The organism is Frankia sp. CcI156, from assembly GCF_001983015.1.
Taxonomy (GTDB): domain Bacteria; phylum Actinomycetota; class Actinomycetes; order Frankiales; family Frankiaceae; genus Frankia; species Frankia casuarinae.
This window is the reverse complement of the sequence record NZ_MOMD01000052.1, coordinates 29,273-49,468: the sequence shown is the minus strand read 5'-3', so window position 1 is coordinate 49,468 and position 20,196 is coordinate 29,273. Positions and strand designations below refer to the sequence as shown.

Sequence of the window (20,196 nt, the reverse complement as noted above, 5' to 3'; positions counted from 1 at the left end):
TTGATTATACCAGCGTGGCCGGTATAACCGTTGCGGTCCGTGCCGGATTCCCCTGTCGCCTGAAGGCGACAGTCCCCTCCGGAGGTCATTGATGGTTGCTCAGACTACCTACTCGCTGCGTCACGCCTGCCTGTCCGGCTGGCTGGCGGCGGGTGTCCCGCCGWCGCGGGTCGCTCAGTGGGCGGGCCACACGGTTCAGATGCTGCTGACGATCTACGCCCAGTGCATCGACGGGGACGAGGAGATTTGCCGGGCCCGTATCGCGGCTGCCCTGTCGGCCGACAGCGCATGATCCTTCGGGCACGTCTCAGACACAGACCGCCGCCGGTCACCGCCGCTGATCGCACGTCTTGAAAGGATGCGAAAATGCCCTCCCACCAGCGGAGACACGCCCTCACCAGCAATAAGTTTGCTATCCCAAAAAATCCTCGATCGCTTTATGCATTTCCCAGACCAGGATCTCAGYGGGAGCCGAGGCGCTGACCCGCTGACCGCCGGTTGCGGTGAACCGGACCGCGTCCCCGGCGCGCAGCACACCCGTCCCCTCCAGCGTCACCTCGCCCTGCGTCACGAACAGGTGCAGGTAGGRAGCCTCGGGAAGCGTGACGTCCCGACCAGGGCTGAGCCGGGCGGCGCACAGGGCCGCGAACCGGTTTCTGATCGTGATCGCGCTCTGCCCGCGGTGCCTGGCCATCCCGGACGCTACCGGTACCAGGCCGCCGCGTAGCAGCTCGTCGTCGATCTCCAGCTGCTCGTAGCCGGGGTCGATGCCCCGACGGTCCGGCGCGACCCACATCTGGACGAAATGCACCGGCTCGTCATGCGGCTCCCCGCCGCCGTCGAGACGCCAGGAGTCGTTCTTCTCCGAGTGCAGGATCCCGCGACCGGCGCTCATCCGCTGCGCGAGTCCCGGGTAGATGACGCCGGAGTGGCCGGTGGAGTCCTGGTGCACGAGCGATCCGCGCAGGACCCAGGTGACGATCTCCATGTCCCGGTGCGGATGGGTCTCGAACCCGGTCCCGGCAGCGACCGTGTCGTCGTTGTTCACCAGCAGCAGACCGTGGTGGGTGTTTGACGGATCGTAGTGATGGCCGAACGAGAAGGAGTGGTGGGAGTCGAGCCAGCCGACGTGCGTCGCCGCTCTGTCGTCCGCCCGGCGAATGTCGATCCGGGGCTGTGGGCGCAGGCCCGCGGAGGAGGGTGCGGCGGAAGACGGGCCCGCGGTAGAAAGGGTGGCGGCCGGTGGGACCGCGGCCGGTGGGGTGGACGACCCAGGGGAGGACGGCGTGGCGCTCATGGTGAACCCTCCTTCACGGTAGGCAGGACAATGCCTGCGCAGTCCAGCGTCGTCGGGGCCACGGACATTCCACGGCCCGCGTCCCGCCCAGGCAGATGACCCGCCGGCTAGAGCAACGGAATCACATAAATAGGCATATAATCTGTCGATTTTGGTGGCCGGATGGTGCGACCATGCGTTCCACGCTGCGGCGGATACCGCTGTCAGATCTTGCTAGCATGTTGCGCATGTCGCGCACGATCACGCTCCGGCTCTCGGACGAGGCCTACGAGGCGGTCAAGCGGTACGCCGAGGCCGAGCACACCTCGATGAACGCCTGGGTCGAGGGCGTGCTTGACGCCGAGGACATGCGTCGGCGCTGCGCCGCGCACGGGGCCTGGGTGCGGGCCGACCCGGCGGTGGCCGGCGCGGCCCTCGCCTTCGGGGAGGCCAACCAGCGGGCTCTCGCGGTGTCGGGGCTGCCCAATCTCGCCGACGCCGCCGGGTGAGGCCACCGCGGCGCGGTGAGATCTGGACCGCGGGCATCGGGCCGGCGCCGCAGGCGGTGCTGATCCTCAGCTCCACGGTCTACAACGAGATCGCCGACGAGCCGACCGTGCTGGTCGCCCTGGTCGTGGAGCACGCCACCGACGAGGGGTTCTGCGTCGACCTGGGGGAGGGGCAGTGGGCCGTGATGGGCCTGGTCACGTTCGTGGCCAAGGCCGCCCTGGGTGAATGCCTGCGCCGGGTCGACGCCCAGACGCTCACCACCGCCAACACCATGTTGTTCAAGATCTTGGCCACGCCCGAACGTTGACCTTACGGCAACGGCCCGAACTGGTCGAAGGCGAAAGCAGCGGTGGGGCAAGCGGCGGGTCACTTCCTCGATGCGCTCCAGCCCGGCGTCGGCGTCCGGCTTGGATGTCGGCCGACGTCATCGCCGCCGCGATCAATCCGTTCACGGCTACCATCCCCCAGGCGGAGGCGCAGTCTCCTYCCGGATGATTGCCTTCAGCGTCGCGTGGACGGCGGATGGATCGGTGAGGCGTGCGGCTAGCGTCTCGATCGCGAGTTCGAGGGGAATCGCCGCGGAGAACTTGAGCCCATCGGCAGCCTCGACATCGATGGCCGGAAGAGCGTCAACGAGGTCGTCACGTCGAACATCGAGCATTGTCCGTAGCGCGGCGGAGTTGACGTGCGGGCGAAGCCGCAGCCTGAGATCGCCGACCGGCGCGTCAGCGTCAACCAGCTCGCCGAGCCCCGAGGCGAGGGCCGAATTGGCCGCGAACCCGGCAAATGTCCACCAGATCGGCCGCTTCTCGGGGTCGCGGGTGAGGTAGGTGCGTTCGCCCGGCTCGTCACTGACACTGACACTGACAAAGGAATGCTGCGCGCGGAGCTTGTCCAACGCGTCGGCGGCCCGCCGGGATATCTCGATGCCGGCCGTTTGCCCGGCGAGGACGTCGAGGTGAGCCTGGGCGAGCGGATAGGACATGACCCGGGCCCCGCCGTTCCACCGGGACCAGCCTGGGTAGCGGCTCGGTTCRACCTGGACTCGTCTTCTCCGCCAGTCGACATGATTCACCTTCCAGGCACGACCGCCGAGAAGAACCACCCGCGGTCCGTGCTCCGGTCGAGCCGCGAGCGCGATCGGTGGCRGCTGGCCGAGCAGGCTACGTCCCCACCAGACCTGCACCATCGATTCGCCGGCGAAGGTTGACGTGAGGTCGAGGAAGTAGCGTCGCCCGTATTCCTTCTCCGCCCGCGGGCCGATCGATACCAGCCCGTCGGTGTGCACGACAAACCCGGAGCTGGCCAGATGCGCCAGTACGTCGACCGCGCCCGGAGTCCGGGCAAGCCCGCCGAGCCACTGCCAGACGTCGCGGTCGACGAGGCGGCCTTCCTGCAGGGCCAGTCCGAGGATCTGCTGGGCGACGATGTGACGGGGAAGCACGGGCGGGACGACCGGCTCGACGTATCCGCGTTGCCACAGCAGCGTGATAGCCGCCGCGAGCCACAGAGAGTTCTGCGACGTTGCCAGGAACAGCGTGTTGCGTCGGGTCCCGGGGCGCCGCCCGGTCCGCCCGAGGCGTTGCAGGAAGGAGATCACCGTGGCGGGGGCGCCGATCTGGATGACGCGGTCCAGGTCACCGACGTCGATCCCCAGCTCCAAGGTGGAAGTGGCGACGATGACGCAGTTGGTGGATGTCGCGAAGGCGGCCTCGGCCTGCCGCCGGTCATCCCGTGACAGGGACGAGTGGGATACATACGTCCGTACCCCGAGGTCACGCAGCGCAACCGTCAACTCCTCGACCTGGCTGCGGGAATCGCAGAAGACCAGCCTCTTCATCCCCTGATGAAGGCGGGCGACCACGAGGGCGGCGTTACGCAGGGAGCCCACGTAGTCGATCCCGACCTCCGTGGTGGCTGTCGCGTCCGTGGTGGCCGTCACGTCCGTGGTGGCCGTCACGTCCGTGGTGGCCGTCACGTCACTCGGCCGGACGACCGCGCGCGGCCGGGCGGATCCGTCCGCGAGCCAGTCGAGCAGTACGTCCGGGTTCCCGACAGTTGCGGACAAACCAATCCGCTGTACCGGCCGGTTGGCGAGCCCGCGTAACCGGGCCAACACCCCCAGCAGATGCCAACCGCGGTCGTCACCGGCGAAGGCGTGGACCTCGTCGACGACAACCGTCCGCAGGCCGGCGAAGAGCCATCGATGATCGACGCGCGCGGAGACGAGCATCGCCTCGATCGACTCCGGGGTGGTCAGCAGAAGATCCGGCGGATCCACGGCCAGCCGCCCGCGCACCGAGTCGGCGACATCTCCATGCCAGACGGCGGCCCGCCGGCCGAGCCATTCGCACATCGCGGCCAGCCGCGGTTCGAGGTTGTTCAGCAACGCCCGCAGCGGACACACATACAGCACCGACAGCCCGCRCCATTTCTCCCCGGCCATCCGGGACAGCAGGGGCAGCGCCACCGCCTCGGTTTTCCCACCGGCGGTCGGTGCCAGCAGCAGCACGTCATGCCCGTCGAGGACCGGACGTATCGCCGCCTCCTGCAACGGGCGCAGGGCAGGCCACCGCAGACTGTTGACGACGTGATACTGGACGGCCGGGTCGAGGGCGGCGAAGCCCGGGGCCCCGGAAGCCCCCGGGGCCCCGGAAGCCCCCGAGGCCCCGGAAGCCCCGGAAGCCCCCGAGGCCCCGGACGTCCGGGAGATCACAGCGGTAGGTCGATGTCGTCGACCGATGCCGCCGGGGGCGGTTGTGGCGGGCTGGGCATCGCCGCACGTTCGGTGTCGGTGAGCTCGGTGGCGGACAGCCGCGGGACGTACGCACGCCGGGGATCGAAGGCGGGATGCTGGTCGACGCGGTCGAGCACATCGACGAGTTTCTTCACGAAGATGCGGGGCGCGACGCCTACTCGCCCGCCGAACTGCCCGACCACGGCCTGCGCGAACTCGGCCAGGTAGCCTTCGTCCACTGCCGTGGCGAACCGCTCCGGATCACCATGGCCGGAGCTGTACAGCTCCCGGATCCGGCCGCCGAGCTCCAGCAGGGAATCCCGGTTGAACCCGGGCAGTCGCAGCTGCACCGCCCGAGGGTTATCGAAAGCTTGATCCGGGAGGAAGTCGACGTGGAGCCGCTGCGCGAGCGGGGCGAGCCGTTGCGCTCCCTGCGGTCCGTCGAAGAACGCGGGAGTGCCGGTGATGACGAGCATCAGCCCGGGGAATCGCCCAGCGTCCACGTCGTCGATGAGCTGGCGCAGCGCGTTGAGCGCCTTGTCACGCATGTCGCCCCGGACCCGCTGCAGCGTCTCGACCTCGTCGAGGACGACCACGAGACCGGCATGGCCGCTGTCGGTGAGCACCGCGAGCAGCCCCTGCAGGAAGCCGAGCGCTCCGTCGTGATCGAGGTCGCCCCGGACACCGCCGGCCCGTTTCACCGCCGCCGCCACGTGCGGTTGCCCGCCCAGCCAAGCGATCAGTCCCTCCGCGGCCGCGGTTTCGCCGGCCGCGGTCGCCCGCCGGTACGCCCGTAGGGCGGCTGAGAAGGACGGCGCGACCCGCCCGACGGCGGCCAGCCGCTGTTCCAGCAACTCGTCGACCCGGCGCGCCAGCTCATTCTCGACGACCTCGCCGCCGGCGAGAACGTCCTCCTCCAGCGCGAAGAACCAGGAATCGACGATGGGACGCAGCGCGCTCGGCGCGAATTCGGCGGTCGCGAGCCGTTCGGCGAGCCGGCGGTAGACCGTTTCGAGCCGGTGCAGCGGGGTCTCGTTCTCGGAGATCGCGATCTCGGCGGTGGCGAACCCCCGGGCCTTGGCCCGCTCGGCGAGCCAGCGGGTGAAGAACGTCTTTCCCGCGCCGTACTCGCCGCGGATCGCCCGGAACGTCGCCTGTCCGCCGGCGAGCCGGTCGAGATCCTCCTCGATCGCCGTGGTGAAGCGGTCAAGACCGACCGCGAGCACATCCAGGCCCTGCCGCGGCACGGTTCCGCGCCGAAGCGCGTCGATCACCTCCCGTCGGCGTTGTTCGGAGATGGTCACGTCAGACCGGCCTGCGTCGCCAGCAACGCGGCGTTCAGCCGCACGGTGTCACCATCGATCCGCAGCACCTCGTAGCCGTCGATGTTCAGCACCCGCTGCGCCGCGGCGAGGTGGCTGGCGATCCGCGCGTCCGGCACGTCGAGCGCGCGGGCGACCGTGGCCCGCGTGGCGGCGCCGCCACGGGCGTCGAGCGCCCGCAGGAGCAGCCCGAGCCGGTCCGCGGGCATGGCCCCGCGACGCATCCGGGCGAGCCGAGCCCGCATCACCTCGGTATCGAGCACGCGATCCACCCACGGTTGCGGCGTCACCTCGGACTCGTCGAACAGACCGAGGTCCGGCTGTGCGGCCGAGCCGGCACGTCCGGCCCGCGTGGTGCCCGTGGCCGGCGTGGTGCCCGTGGCCGGCGTGGTGCCCGTGGCCATCGGCTCCACCCACCAGGGAGGCGCGGCATGGTGCAAGGGAGTCCAACCGGGCAGGTCGAGGTCGACCCGACGCAGCAGCGCCAACGGGATCACGATCTCCTGGGCACTGGCGCCGCCGTGGTAGCCGTTGCGCAGGGCCGTATAACGTAGCCGTTCGTTCCAGGCGGCGACGATCCGGCCGCCGCCCAGCAGCACCCGCGGGCCGATGAGCGTGACCTCGTCCTCGTCGGGCGGGCGCGCCGAGGATCGCCACCGCGCGCCGCCGCTGTCGTCGGAAACCAGCCGGGAGCCGCGTTCATGGACGTGGCCGTGGTCGCTGACCAGCAGGACGGCCCGGCCCGATCCGTCCGCGGTGGCCAGCAGGTCGAGCAGYCGATCGACCGAGCCGGCGGTCCAGGGGGTGCGCCCACCCTTGTCCAGGGTGTCGTCGACGGTGTTCACAACGATGCCGACCACGGGGGCGTCGCCCCTGATCGCGTCCGCGACGCGCGGCTCAAGCACCTCGCCGRCACCGGCCGCGGCGAGGTCGCCCTTGTGGAACAGCGGCCAGCCCCGCTCGGCGAAGGATGCCTTCTCCTGGCTTTGCGTGCCGTCCACGAGCCGCCCGCACAGCAGGCTCGTCCGCGAGGTCCGGGTGACCGACGGCAGGGTGGCCAGCACCGGTCGGGCCGGGGTGAGGGTGTGTTCTACCCAGCCCCGGGTCGACAGGTCGGCGAGCAGCTCCCGCGCCACCCCGGTGGACATCCCGTCCAGTACGAGCAGCAGCAGCCGGCATCGGCCGGCCAGCGGCACCACGATCTGGTCGAGCACGTCCTCCACCGGCAGCAGCTCGCCCAGCGTCGACCCGGTGCGGGTGTGGTCGGCGAGCAGATTCGCGAACCGCCGTTCGTGTTCGCGGCGACGGGCGTCGACCGTCGTGCACAGTGTCCGGTAGGCGGCGGCGACCACCTGATCGACGTCGCCCTCCCACACCCGCGCCCGGGCCAGGTCGACCCATGCGTCCTGGTCCTGCTGCCGACGGGACGCCTCGGCAAGGCTCGGCGCCGGTGGTCGGGCGGACGCGGCCTCCTGGGCCAGCCAGCGCAGCAGCCGAACGGCCATCTCGGCGCGACTCACCCGCTCGGCATGGTCGGCGGCCAGCGCGTGCGCGTTCAGCCGCGCCACCTCATGTTCGACCGGCCCCAGATCCTCGGCGCGTGGCCGCCGCTTGCGCAGCACCGCGGCGACCTGCGAGCCAATGTGCCGCAGGCGCTGGGTGAGACCGGATTCGAGGACGGCGCTGGGATAAGACAGCTCAGCGGCGCCCTGCCCGGCCAGGATCTCCTCGGCGCGTCGCAGGATTCCGCCAGCCACGGCCCGCCCCTCCTGGCCGAGCAGCCGCTGAACCAGCCCTTCAGCCGCGCGTCCCCATTCCGCGGCGACGGACGGGGCGAGAGCRCCGTCGACCACCCGCGTCTCCAGCATGGTGCGCGGCACCTGCGCCGTGTCCCGGACCTCGGGATGGCTGAGAGCCGCGAGCACCAGTCCGACGGCGACGGCGTCGGGACCGTAGGGCCCGGCGAAGCACCGGAGAACGGCGRCCACCACGTCGCCTCGACCGCCGCGGCCGGCAAGCCATCCGCTCATGCCGGTACGCACCGCCGGGTCCAACGCGCGCCACCGCGCGAGGTGTTCGGCGTCGAGGCTCCATCGCAGCAGGCCCGCGAGGTCGAGGTCGAGCGGGGTGAGCCCGGCCTGGGTCTCGGCGAGTGTGGCCAATGCCGTGGCCCGGTCCAGGTAGCCGTTGCGCGCGGCGGGATACCCGTCCGGCGGGGGGGTGGCGAGCAGCGCGTTCACCGCCCACTGCTCGTCGACGAGGGCCGGATCGATGCCGTGTGCCCGAAACAGGCTGGTGAGCTGCTGCCAGCGATCAAGCGGCAGGATCTTCTGACCGGCGAGCCGGGCAGTGATGCTCGTCCCCAGCTCGCCGGTTTCGTACTCGGTGAGCAGGACGAGTACCTCCCCGGCAGGAAGATCGTCGACCTGTTGCAGCTCGTCGCGGATCGCGAGGGTGGACACGCATGGCCGGACCACCACGCCGCGGCCACCGGGCAGTTCCAGGCGTTCGTCGTGCGGCCACACCGGCGCCGCGGCCAGGGCGACGACGCGTGCCTTCTCGTCTCGGCGGAGCACCTCGGCCACCTTCGCCCGGACCAGGACCGGCGCGGCTACCACGGTCACCGCACGGCCTGCCAGGTGACTTTGATCCGCCAGCCCTGGGCGGTGAGCGCCGCGAGCGTGGACGTGAACTCGGCAACCGAGTCCTGATCGACCTCGCGGGCGCCGCTGGTTGCCACGCCGCCCGGTGCCGCCACGCCCGGTGCCGCCACGCYCGGCGGGTTGATGGTGCCGGTTCTGCTCGCTGGGCGGGAGACCCGTCGGCTCCATTCCAGCAGCAACCCGCGAGYCTTCCTGTCCGCCTTGGTGAGCGCCGGCTGGAGGTGCTGGACGTACTCGTTGGCCGCCCAGACCGCGGCGAGCTCGGTCACCAACGCGGCTGCCTCCGCGCCCCGCGGATGCTCGGGTCCCCAGTCGGCCACGGTGGTGAAGATGTTCCAGTCCACCTCCCGGATGGCCGCGTCGAGATCGGCGGCGGTGGTCAGGCTCCGACCGGTGTGCAGCGGGACCGCGGGGAGGTCGAAGGCGGCGAGCCGCTCGACCAGGGCCAGATTGTCGGTGATGGTCGCCAGGTCCGCACAGAGACGCAGCGCGCCCTGGGCGATCCGGACTCGTTCCGTCGCCGGGTCGGTGCCGTCCCGGAGCACGGTCGGTCCTCGGCGGATGAGGGCCGCGTGCAGCGCGCGAACCTTCGGAAGCCGGTCCGCGACGGCTGATCGTACCCGAGTGGCCAGCAAGGCGACGTTGCGCGCGGTACACAGTTCGGTGATGTCAGTGATCAGGAAGAGGGCGTGCGCCCGGCCGCGGGCCTCCTCCCAGGTGTCCCGATCGGGTAGCGGCTCGGCGACAACGCGCGCGTCCGCGGGCAGCGGGCGCGGGATGCTCACGTCGAGCGGCCGGCCGTGGAGGATGCCGCGGTTGGTCTGCTCGGCGAAGACCAGCACAACAAGGTCCGCGATCTCCTGGGGCAGACCCATCCGCTTCGGCTCGTCCAGCCAGGCACGCAGGTCTCCGACCGTGACCGGCCGGCCCGCCGCCTCGGCCTCGATGATCTTTCGGCCGAGGTGCCGTTCCCAGTGGTGGCCGAGGACGAAGTACTGGTCGCTCTGCTCGCCGAGCCCCAGCGGGTTGGCCACCTTCCGCATGACGGGCCGCTCGCTGGATTCGACCATGATCCGGTGCTCGGGATGTTCGATGGCCCGGCGCACCTGGGCGTGCACTTTTGCCAGGTCACCCRGGCGCACCTCGCCGTCGAAGTGGGGGTGGGCCGGGAACTCCCAGCTCAGTGCCTGGTCGAGCAGGTTTTCGAAGGCGGGGCGCAGGGCGGCACCGGCGGGGACCCGGGGCGTGAATCCCGGTTCGAGGCTGACGAACATGTCGATCCCGCCGTGCGCGGGATCGACGACCGTCTCGTCCGGGGTGACGAGGCCATAGGCTTGCAGCAGCGCGTTCGTCAGTTGGCTGCGCAGCTGGTCGAGCTGCGCGGTCAACTGYTGGTGGGCGATAGCCCGGTCATTGTCGGACAGGTGCCCGGCGAGTTGGTCGAAGCTCGGCCCGACGGCGTATTCCAGCCGCAGGTAGCGGCCCAGGCTCCATTGGGTGTGTGCGGTGAAGTGCCGCGGGACCCAGCAGAGGGTGCGCGCTGGGAGCGCGTCCCGCAGCCGCGAGACCCGGTCGAGGGCCTCGGCCGGGGAGTGGTCGTCCGGATCGAAGGGGACGTCGAGGGCGAGCCGCCAGCCGTTGTGGGTGGGCGTGAACATGCTGTCGCCCACGTCACCGGGGTCGCGAAGATAGCCGTAGATGAGCTCGACGTTGCGTTTGGTGCCGCGCCAGGTGGCGGTGACGATCGTCGCGCGGTCGATACCCTCCGGTTTCGTGGCGCCGAGCGCGTCGAACAGCAGCGTTCGCACGGTCAGCCGGCGGTCGCCGGGCGAGTCGGCCCCCTTGGCGTTCTCCAGAATGCCCTCGATGTCGACGCCTTCGAGCCGCACCGACAGGAGCGGGCTTGCGTCGTCCCCGCTGACCTGCACCGCGCCGAGCCGGGCCGCCCATTTGCGGACGACCTGGGTGACCGCGCCCGTCTCCTGACCCGGCACCATCGACCGGATGTACCCGTGGTTGAGGGCCACGATCCGGCGGGCGGTGAGATCCCGCATCGACGGGACCTCGGGGAGCAGGGCGGCGAGCACCAGGGTCTTGGCGATCCGGTCGTCCATGTACACGGCGTGTTTCGGGGCCACCCCGGTGACGGTTTCCTCGGTCAGCCCGTGGCTTTCCAGGATGAGCCGACGGATCTCGCCGTAGACCTTCTGCGCGTTGCGCCACAGCCCGCCGAGCTCGCCGCTGATCGGCGACGCATCCGTGATGAGCGCGTCGAACAGGTCGGAGACGGGGACGAGCTGGCCGAGCTGCAGGGTGTCCCGCTGGTCAACGAGTAGCTGCTGCATGACCCGCAGCGCGGTCCGCTCCCGCTGGAGGAACCCGGACAGCGCGACGAGCGTCTCGACGAATGCCGGGCTGAACGGATAGGTCAGCCGGAACGCGGCCCGGTCGGCGTGGGCGGTCATCAGCGCGGCCCGGATGTCCGCTCGGACCCGGTCCATCGCGGCGAACGAGGTGTCGATCTGTGCCCGGGTGGCATCGCTGCGCGGCCGCAGGACCCGCTTCGACATGATGAGCGGCAGGTTGTTGTCGGAGAGCTTGATCGAGCCGAACCGACCCTCCCACCACTTGAGACTGTCGGCGAAGGCAAGATGTTCGGTGCCGGGCAGGTTGGTGCCGACGAGCTCGCGCAGGTCCCGCTGGCGGGCGACGAAACTGATGATCGGCACCGGTCGGTCGGCGTTGGCCGCCTCGACGAGCTTGGCGACCTTGGGAGCCTCGTTCGCCACCCAGGCGTGATCGGCCATCCTGGTGGCGAACCACAGGATGAGCTCGTCGAGGAAGAGGATCAGCCCGTCGTAGCCGAGGCCGGCGGCATGCTGGCTGATCGCGGCCAGGCCGTCGTCGATGTTGACGTAGCCGGTGGCGGCGCCCCGGGCGAGCTCGGCGAACCCGACCAGCGCCTTCTCCAGGGTGCCGACCAGGTCGCGGCGCTCCTGCGCGGCGGGAGCGGCGGTCAGTGCCTGCTCGAACCGGTCGGCGTCCCAGGCCCCGTGGTTCAACGTGCCCCAGCGCGGGTCGGCAGCCGAGCTCCGGTCGCCGCCGCCGAGCAGGCCGAAGAACGCCTGGTCGCCGAGTTGGCCGCGCAACGCCACCGCGGTGTCGAGCAGCGGCTTGTCGATGAGGACGGCGGGCAGCGGCGCGTCCGGGTGCAGCGCGCGGACGTGCGCCAGGTAGCCGCCGAGGACCGCCTCCTCCAGCGACGTCTTGCCGACGAGGTGATACGGCACGACGAGGAACTGCTTGCCGATGACGTCACCGTCGAATGCGGTGATGACAGGGGCGAGCTCGCCGATCGCCCGGGCCCCGGGGTGGTTCCGCGCCAGCGCGCCGAGCACAGCCATGAAGTGGCTCTTGCCGGACCCGAACGAGCCGTCGAGGTAGGCGGCCTTGCTACTGCCGTCGGTGAGCGCGCTCTTGATCAGACCCAGCGCCTCCCCGAACCGGATGGCCAGCTCGGGGGTGACGACATACTCGCGCAGGGTGCGATCGATCTGGGTCACGCCGCGGGACAGGTCGAGGACGAAGTCCCCCGGGTACACGGCCTCGGGGATGTCGAGGAGTTCCGAGATCAGGGTCATGACCGGGCCGCCTTCGCCGGAGTCGTGGCGGGCTTATTCGCCGGCTTCTTCACCGGCTTCTTCACCGTGGTTCTCGTCTTCCTGGCCGCGGGGAGCCAGCCGGTGAGATCGTCACGGGTCAGCCCGAGCTGGCGCACCTGCTCGTCGAGGAAGCCGGTGTAGGCGTCCGCGGGCCGAATACCGAACTCCGGGTCCAGTTCCGAATGCCATTGCGCGACCCACGGCAGGAGTTCCAGCAGCCCGGCGAGCAACGGCTTGGTTTTCTCGGCGTCCCAGGCGTCGACCTCGCGCCGATCGGCGATATAGGTGGCCAGCGCCTGCGCCTGCTGGAGATGATCCCAGCCGGCCCAGCCCAGCAGCAGGGTCCCGTCCCGGGAAGCATCCGGGTACGAGATGAACCGCTCCTTGGGCACGTCCAGCTTCCCGCGGCTGCGCCAGTAGGACGTCTCGCGGAAGTCGGTCTGTTTGTACTTCGGCGGCACCTTGATGTCGATGATTTTACGCGGTGGGGCCGGTGGCAGCGGCTCGTCGGACTCCTTACGCCGCTCCTCCTCGGCCCGGATCCGCTCGTCCTCGGCATCCTGCTCCCGCTGGAGATCCCAGGTGCGTTCCCACTGCGCCCGGACCCGCAGCCCCATGTCGGTGTACCGCCAGGCGGCGAGGAACGGTACATGCTCGTCGCGCACGAGATCGGCGACCACGTCACCAAGAGCGGTGTCGCGGGCGTAGAGCCTGGCGACGGCGGTGAACTCGGCGTCGGTCCGCAGCTCGTCGGCGAGCTGGGCGACGGTGCGCGGGGTCGGTTCCGGTCGGTGCCACAGTTCGCGGGCCTCCAGCCGGTCGAGCAGCCAGTCGCGCAACGCCTCGGCCTCCATCTCCGCCCACGGCCGGCTCGCCCAGCGCCGCTTGCATTCCGGCCGCTCGATGAGGTGAAGGTACGGATCATCGTCGATCTTCGCCAGCCGCCGCTCGACGAGGGCCCGGTAGTCCTGCGGCCAGTGCGCGGGCAGCTGGATGATCGGCGTCGAGCGGTGCCGGGTGAACCATTCCGTCTCGGTCTCGCCGGCATCGTGCTGCCGCGCCAGCACGATCTCGAACGCCCGTTCGCCAAGCGCCAGCGGCGGCTTCGTCACACTCGAACCGATCAACCCGTCCGCGTCGTCGCCGAGCAGCCCGTAGAGACCGTAGACCTCCCAGTCCAGCTCCTCCTGCGCCGAGATCATCTCCGCCCGGATCCGCTCCCACTCCGCCCGCGCGTGCACGAGTGCCTCCCGGGTCGGAACAGCGTCCCTGGCCACCGCGGCCGGCGCGACCCGCTGGAGCTCCTGAGCCAACCCGTCCAGCCGCGTCGCCAACACCAGTGGCGCCCCGTCCGGCAGCGGAAACTCCTTCAGCTTGGTCCCGGTGAACTCGTAGCGGTTCTCCCATGCCTCGTCCTGGATACCGCGTCCGATCCCACTCCCGGACTTCGGCTGGCTCACCTGCTTGAGCCAGAAGCACGCCGCCGACGAGTTCAGCACCCCGACCAGCCGCAGATGTTTCTCCTCCGTGGCTCCCTCGGGCAGCTTGAGAACGGTTGCGGTACGATTGAATATCTTGCCGCCTCGGTCGAGTGTGAAGTGGTTGTGGGTCGAGACGAACGGAAAGGCGATCGCCAGCGGGGTGTGCAGTCGGTTTGCATATATTTCTAAATATGCATAMCATGGTCGATCGTTTTCGGCAAGACTTCTACCGAATATTGTGCGAGCAGACAGGATTGTTCGGTTTGGCCAGAGGAGATTTTGTACAACTTCCTGATCTTTTAAAAGGGGGATTCCTTTGGTTATGTCGGCATACGGATTAATTGCAATGGGAGGTTGTTCGATCGTGTAGTCACGTACTAGCTCGCCGAAAACATGGKGGACCATGTTGTCCTGAAACCTGGTCACCGCCGGAGAACTATGGGCAAGTATCCAAGCGTCATCTTCGCCGAGCTGGACGGTGCGTCCGATGTCAACTCCGAGATTATGTAGACGCGCGCTGGTTGTGTCTATCTGAGCTTGCAACTGAGCCGCTCCACCGCCAGCGAGTGACCAGGGATGCCTCGCAAGATCTATCCGCTTGATTCCGAGGGTGCTGATATACGCATCCGTGTGGTCAGCATTCGCGAAGTTCTCTACTATTCGTGTCCACACGAGGCCTTTGGCCGGGTCGGCCGGTGCGCTGGGCTCGCCCCTGACACCGAGTGCTGCCCGGACCTGTGCGCCGATGGGGCGGCGGTGGCGGCCGAAGATGAGGACGGTCGGGGTTCCGTGGCCGGGGATGTAGGCGCCGCTGGTGTCGACGAGCAGGGTGAGGTCGACGCTCGGGAAGAACTCCTCGATGAGTTTCTTGCCGAACTCGCGCTTCATGAAGGAGTTCGCGGTGATCTGGCCGGTGAAGCCGCCGTTGACCGCGAGTCGGAAGAACCGCTGCGCGAACGGCACGCTGAGCGCGTACTGGCGATGGCATGCGCTCCAGCGCACCCGATAGGCGTTGCTGGGGGCCCGGTCCTTGACCGTGATGTACGGCGGGTTGCCGACAACCGCGTGGTAGCGGGCTTCCAGGATCTCCTTCAGCTCGCGAGCGTCCTCGTACTCGTAGGTGAACTCACCCTCACCGGTGGAACCCGTCAGGGCGTGGGTGGCGACGCCGTCGAGTTCGTCCTGCTGATCCTCGGTGCCCCACAGCAGGGAGTCACCGATGGCGATGCGGATGCGCCAGACGGGGGCGTCGACGAGCCGGGTGATCCCGCAGACGRCCAGTGCGGCGATGACGAGGCGGAACCGGGCGATCGCCGCCGCGAACGGGTTGATGTCGACACCGTGGACCTGGCCGAGTACGCGCTCCACGTGGACCTTGACGTCAATCCCATGTTCCTGCTTCTGCCACCGGTCGAGCAGGAGGTCGAAGGCGCCGAGCAGGAAGTGCCCGGAGCCGCAGGCCGGGTCGATCATCCGAACCTCGGCGAGGCCGAACTCGTCGATCGCCGGGGCAAGGGTCCGGCCGAGGATGAACTCCTCGACGAACTCGGGGGTCTGGAGCAGCGCGTAGTCCTTACGTGCCTGTTCGGAAAGATCCTGGTACAGATCGCCGAGGAAGCGGGTGGAGGACGCCGGATCGGAGAAGTCGTGGACGAGAGCGCCGGTTTCCGGGTCGATCCRCCGCCAGAACTCCAGCAGGCCGGTCGCCGCGTCCGGTGAGATGTCCACCAGGTGCAGCGGGTTGTGCCGGTTGACCAGATCCCGGGTTGCGTCGTACGCCTCCAGCCGGGCGACCGCCGCCCGCAGGTAKTCCAGGTCGGAGTCATTCTTGTGGTCCTCCGCCTGGAAGTAGAAAGTCTGCCATTCCCGGGCCTCGGCCACCCCGTCGACCCGTTCCCTGGCCTCGCCTGTCTCGTCGGCCTCCTGCTCGGGGCGGACCGGGCCGRCCAGCATCGGACGTCCCAGCAGCGTGTTGTCCTCGCAGAATCGGGTGAACACGCAGGCCAGCACCCAACCGACCGCCACCTGGGTGAGCTGCTGGTCGAGCCACGTCTCGTAGCCGACGCCGGTGCGACAGCCGGTCTTCGCCTCCTGGTACCGCTTGTGCAGCCGATCGTCGACGTCCCGGTCCGACCGGGCCCGCGCGCGCAGGTCCGCCTCCAGGCCGCGGACCTGCCGCTGGAGATCGGCCAACAGGCGTCTCGCCTCGATCACGCTGCTCCTCCCTCAGCGCCGTCGGCGAGCCGAGACTCGTGCCGGACAATCCACTCCTCGGACAGCGCCAGGCCCTGGTTGCCGAACTGGGGCACGGGAGCGCCACCATCCAACAACGGTTGTTTGTCCACGTCGGCCCAGGGTACGAGCAGCCACACCGTACGCACCGGTGATGTCTCGGTCGCCATCCGCACCGATGCGCGCAGCTCATCCAGTACCACCAGCGCCGGATCGTACCGGGCGACCACCCCCGCATTCGTGATCAGCACCGCCGGCCCCGCGGCCTCGATCGAGGCCCGCACACCGGCGAGCCCGGCCTGCGCGACCCTTGAGAGGTTGGCCCAGTCGCGCGACGATCGGTCGGCGGCGTCGGCCGCCAGGACGATCGACCACTGCACCCGGTGCTGGGCGCAGAACTCCCGCATCCCCGCGAGCAGGGCTTGTTCCGCGTCGACAACGGTGACATCCTGCGCGGCCAGGCAGCGTTCGGCCCGGGCGAGTCGCCGCGGCGGCACCGACAGCACCAGCCAGCCGCCGTCCACCAGCGAACGGGTGAGCCGGTCATCCGCGGCCAGCACCTCGTCGGAGACCCGGCGCCATCCCATTGTCGTCCAGGCGGCGCCCGCGCCGGTGCTCCAGCGCGGCCTGGTTCCACGGGAGGTGACCAGGGAGGTGAGCCCGGTCACCTCGATGCGGCGGGTCACGTACCGCTTTTTCTCGTCGTCCCAGCACAGCGGCACCCCGGCCGCGTCGAGCAGGGCGTCCAGCTCGGGACGGCCGGGCAGCGCGCCCGCGTGCGGGAACCGCACGATGATCCGCTCGGCCACCTGCTCGGGGGTCAGCTCCGTGCGGCCGTACAGCGCCCCGGCGGCCAGCCGCAGCGCCCGTCCCGCGTCGAGGCCTCGCGGGTAGACCTCCAGGCGCGGCGTCACCGCGGCGTTCTCGGAGGCGATCATGGCGACGTCGAGGAGCCGTTCGGGGAAGATCAGGGAGGGGTCGGTGTCGCCGGGGGCGCGGACGGCGCGCAACGTCTCGATGACCCGAGCCGGAGCCGGCAGCGGGTCCGCGCCGGCGAGGTCGTCGGCCGCGCCGCCGAGCCGGGAGGCCCAGTCCAACCGATCGGCGGTGGAGGGCCCGTCCCCGGCGCGCGCGGGGCCGGCTGCGACGAGGATGCCGTTGGGCTCTCGGCTGTACACCAGCCGTGGATCGCCACCCATCTCGGAACCGCCGGAGGCGTCGTGGGTGGTGTCGTGGGTGGTGTCGTCGCGGGGGGAGTCGTCGGCCAGCTCGGCATCGATCGCCGCGCGTACGACGGCCTCGGCGAGCCGGGAGCGCAGCGGTTCCTCCACCGTGCTGCCCTGAAAGTCGAGCAGGGCCGCCGCGCAGTGCCGGGCGGAGGCGACCCCACCGACCGACTCGACGACCTTGACGATGGTGTCCCGCAACTCTCGCATCCCGTCGAGGGCCAGCCAATGCCGCTCGAACCTGGCTACCGCCTGCCGGACGGTACGTTGCTCGCGGTCAAGGGCCTTGGCCGCGTCGCGCACGCTCGTCCATGCGTTGCCGCCCTGCTCGCCGAGGCCGAGCAGGGCTTCGGCGACGGCCCGGTCGGTCGCGCGGGGGATGAGCCCGGCGGCGACGCGGTCGAGGAGCGTCGGCTCGGTGGGCCGCTCGGCCGGGGAGGAGGTGACCTGGCCGGCCAGCCGGTCCAGGTCCGCACGCAACTGCTGGCGGGTCTTCGTACCGATGCCGGGCAGCCAGACGACCTGGGCGGGCGACAGGTCGAGCGCGCCGCCCACCGTATCGATCGACAGCCGTTCGAACACCGACAGCACCGGGCGGGACAGACCGGCGGCGCCGATGGGCGTGTCCCGGCTGATGCGCGCGGAGGGCGGCTGCGGGACCACGCTGGCCGGTTCGGCCAGGATCGCGTTCCAGGCGCGGCGCATGTCCTCCGCKGTGTCGAAGCGCTGTCTGACGTCCCGGTGCAGCGCTCGGCGGAAGAACTCGGTGAGACCGGTCGCGTACGACCGGTCGAACAGCTCGGGTTCGATCGCCACGTCGGCGTCGACGAAACTCGGATGCCCGCCATGGGTTCCGTACTCGGGCCGGCGTGCGGTCGCCATCTCGTAGAGCGTCACCGCCGCGGCGTATCGCTCGGCAGCCTGATCCCATCGGCGGCGCTCGCCGCGGCCGAGGAACGGGTCGAGGTACGGGCGGGTGCCGGCTTCGATGGCCTCCAACGGCTCCTTCGCCAGGGAGAAGTCGAACAGGACGAGCTGCCGCTTCTTGCCCCTGCCGCCACGTTCGGCGACGCCGAGGTTGTCCGGCTTGATGTCGCGATGCGCCAGCCCGGCCCRCTGTAGGTGCTGGACGATCTCCAGCAGGTCGTCGCCCCACCCCTGGAGCCATTCCGGTTGTAGTCGGCCTCGCTCGCGCAGCTCCTGGGCGAGGGTGCGTTCCCCGGCTGAAGTGATCAACAGGGCCCGGCGTGGGCCGACGTCGATCACGCCGTCGCTCAGCAGCTGCACGACACCGGGATGCTCGCTGAGGGTGCGCAGCGTCTCGGCCTCGGCGACCAACCGCGGATCCCTGTCTCGGTCCAACGACACCTTGAGAACCGCGCGCCCGCCGTCCCGCTCGACGAGCAGAGCGAGCGCCGTCGAGCCGCGGCCCAGCCGGCCGAGGACCGAAAATCCGCCCTCCAGTTCGGCGCCGGCCTCGGCCTCCAGGGGATCAACGACAACCGGTGCCTCCTCCGCGATGGCGGCCAGCCGTTCCCGAACCAGGTCGAGATCGAGCAGGAACGCGGCCATGTCCCGGGTGCGTTGCTCCGGGTCGGCCTCGGTCGCCCGGGCGACGAGCTCGTTGAGCTCCTCGGAGACGGCATCAACCTGTTCGGCGAGTAACRGTCGGTTGTGTTCGGACAGACGTCGGCTGAGCTCCCCGGATGAGGCCGCGGGGGGTTTCCCGGTGAAGATCCGGTAGGCGATGGCGCCGACCCCGAAGACGTCGAGGGTGACCCCCTTCGCCGTGCCCCAGCTCCACTCGGGTGCGAAGTAGGCCGCGGCGGCGTCGTCGGCCAGTTCGACGTAGCCCCCCGTCGACGTGGCCGGGCCGGTGGTGCTCGGTATCCCTGACGTCGATTCGGAGCCGCGGGAGGCCGTCTGCCAGTCCGTGATCTGGAGGGCGAAGCGGTCGGACCGGCGCCGAACCCAGACGCATCGCGGGCTCAGGCCCCGGTGCGTCAGCACCCGCCGGTGGGCGTACGCCATGGTCTCGGCAAGGACGCGCAGCAGTGCCAACCGATCGTCGAAGGACAGCTCGCGTTCGTGTTCTTGGAGGAAATGGTCCAGCCGGATCAGCTCGGGATCGTGGGGAAAGACGAGCGCGGGGCCCAGATCGTGCTCGACGAAGTCGATCGGCGCCGCGATCCCCGGATAGTCGATGCCGCGTAGTGCGAGGTACTCCCGCTCGGCGGCCCGCACGAGCTGGTCACGCTGGTGCACCGACTCCACACCACTGGCCAGATAGATCCGCACCCGCCGCGGCCGGTCGTCGGGAAACCGCTGGTTGCGGGCGAGGAAGTCCTGCCAGCCGACGCCCTCCTGGAAGGCGGGCAGCTCCAGGCGAAGGCTGCCGACGGTCCGCGCCCGCTGGGACGGGCGGATTCCGGCCTGGTCGACGGCCCGGGCCAGGGCATTACTGAGCTCGCCGTCCACCCGGCCGGGCTGCCGCGCGAAGTCCAGGAAACTCGGCAGCTGGGTCTGGTCATGCCGTCCGAAGACGTGCGCCCGGCCTTCTGGGACAAGGCGGATCTCCAGCCGCGCGTCGCTCAGGAATACCGCGCCCTCCACCCATGGCACCCGTCGGCCCCGCATCGCCGGCCGGGAAACCAGCAGCGACTTCAGTTTGCGGGCCTTGCGGTTTGCTCCGATGACGGGGTTGTCGACCGGGGCGCGGTGGCTCTGACGCCAGGTGCCCGCGTCTCCCACGAGGACACMGGACCAGGACTTGATCTCCAGCACGACGATGCCCGCCGGCAGGACGAGAAGCAGGTCGACCTCGTTGACGGAACCGTCGGACCCGAGAAACTCGGCGTTCGCCCAAGCCCGGTAGGGATCCCCGGTTGGTAGCTGCGCCTTGAGATAGGACAGGGCCGCACGCTCCCAGGCGTACTCGGACGGTGTGCACTGCGTCCAGCGCTCATCGTCCAATGGGCCCTCCCCCGATGCGCGGCCGGGCCCGGAACCGGACCGGCACAGTCCAAAGATCTTGAATCGTATCTCTGTGGCTGCAGGTGCTTGCAACCAGTGCTGTGGGTAGGCCGT

Annotated in this window: 10 protein-coding genes; 3 read left to right on the top strand and 7 right to left on the bottom strand. The window is 69.9% G+C overall.

Features of this window, described 5'->3' with window-relative positions; translation table 11 throughout:
- Positions 1 to 91 precede the first annotated feature (91 nt).
- Complete coding sequence (locus CcI156_RS18005) at positions 92 to 292, top strand: integrase (protein ID WP_076807005.1); 201 nt, start codon at positions 92 to 94, stop codon at positions 290 to 292.
- A gap of 120 nt (positions 293 to 412) precedes the next feature.
- Here the strand turns inward: CcI156_RS18005 and CcI156_RS18000 are convergent, their stop codons facing one another.
- On the bottom strand, positions 413 to 1,297 hold the full coding sequence (locus CcI156_RS18000) for a pirin-like bicupin family protein (protein WP_254847497.1): 885 nt from the start codon (positions 1,295 to 1,297) through the stop codon (positions 413 to 415).
- Positions 1,298 to 1,524: 227 nt separating this feature from the next.
- Here CcI156_RS18000 and CcI156_RS17995 point away from each other — a divergent pair, with 227 nt between their 5' ends.
- Together CcI156_RS17995 and CcI156_RS17990 are read left to right on the top strand one after the other, a co-directional pair.
- Positions 1,525 to 1,785 carry a toxin-antitoxin system HicB family antitoxin gene (locus CcI156_RS17995; protein ID WP_035911300.1) on the top strand — a complete coding sequence of 87 codons (261 nt, stop codon included), beginning with the start codon at positions 1,525 to 1,527 and terminating at the stop codon, positions 1,783 to 1,785.
- Positions 1,782 to 2,093, top strand: a complete 312-nt coding sequence (locus CcI156_RS17990) for a MazF family transcriptional regulator (protein WP_011437344.1) — start codon at positions 1,782 to 1,784, stop codon at positions 2,091 to 2,093. Before CcI156_RS17995 ends, CcI156_RS17990 begins: the two co-directional genes overlap by 4 nt.
- 147 nt (positions 2,094 to 2,240) lie before the next feature.
- On the opposite strand, the gene CcI156_RS17985 is transcribed toward CcI156_RS17990, so the two are convergent.
- Genes CcI156_RS17985 through pglW form a run of 6 tightly spaced genes read right to left on the bottom strand, consistent with a single transcriptional unit; the run spans position 2,241 to position 20,082 of the window.
- Positions 2,241 to 4,502, bottom strand: coding sequence for a DEAD/DEAH box helicase (locus CcI156_RS17985; RefSeq protein ID WP_305775225.1), 2,262 nt, complete (start codon positions 4,500 to 4,502; stop codon positions 2,241 to 2,243).
- Entirely contained in the window at positions 4,499 to 5,827 is a 1,329-nt protein-coding gene (gene brxD, locus CcI156_RS17980) for a BREX system ATP-binding protein BrxD (RefSeq protein WP_023841470.1), read from the bottom strand. The genes CcI156_RS17985 and brxD overlap by 4 nt, the downstream gene beginning before the upstream one ends.
- The gene (gene pglZ, locus CcI156_RS17975; protein WP_076807003.1) at positions 5,824 to 8,469 is read right to left on the bottom strand and encodes a BREX-2 system phosphatase PglZ; all 2,646 of its coding nucleotides are present in this window, start codon (positions 8,467 to 8,469) and stop codon (positions 5,824 to 5,826) included. Before pglZ ends, brxD begins: the two co-directional genes overlap by 4 nt.
- A complete protein-coding gene (locus tag CcI156_RS25830; protein WP_076807001.1) occupies positions 8,466 to 12,149 on the bottom strand; it encodes a hypothetical protein in 3,684 nt (1,227 codons plus the stop codon). The genes pglZ and CcI156_RS25830 overlap by 4 nt, the downstream gene beginning before the upstream one ends.
- On the bottom strand, positions 12,146 to 15,865 hold the full coding sequence (gene pglX / locus CcI156_RS17965) for a BREX-2 system adenine-specific DNA-methyltransferase PglX (protein WP_076806999.1): 3,720 nt from the start codon (positions 15,863 to 15,865) through the stop codon (positions 12,146 to 12,148). Before pglX ends, CcI156_RS25830 begins: the two co-directional genes overlap by 4 nt.
- On the bottom strand, positions 15,862 to 20,082 hold the full coding sequence (gene pglW / locus CcI156_RS17960; protein WP_076806997.1) for a BREX system serine/threonine kinase PglW: 4,221 nt from the start codon (positions 20,080 to 20,082) through the stop codon (positions 15,862 to 15,864). The genes pglX and pglW overlap by 4 nt, the downstream gene beginning before the upstream one ends.
- Between the last annotated feature and the right edge of the window lie 114 nt (positions 20,083 to 20,196).

Bases quoted from the DNA above. Each gene is read 5' to 3' on its own strand.
- CcI156_RS17995 (WP_035911300.1), top strand. From the start codon at position 1,525: ATGTCGCGCACGATCACGCTCCGGCTCTCGGACGAGGCCTACGAGGCG.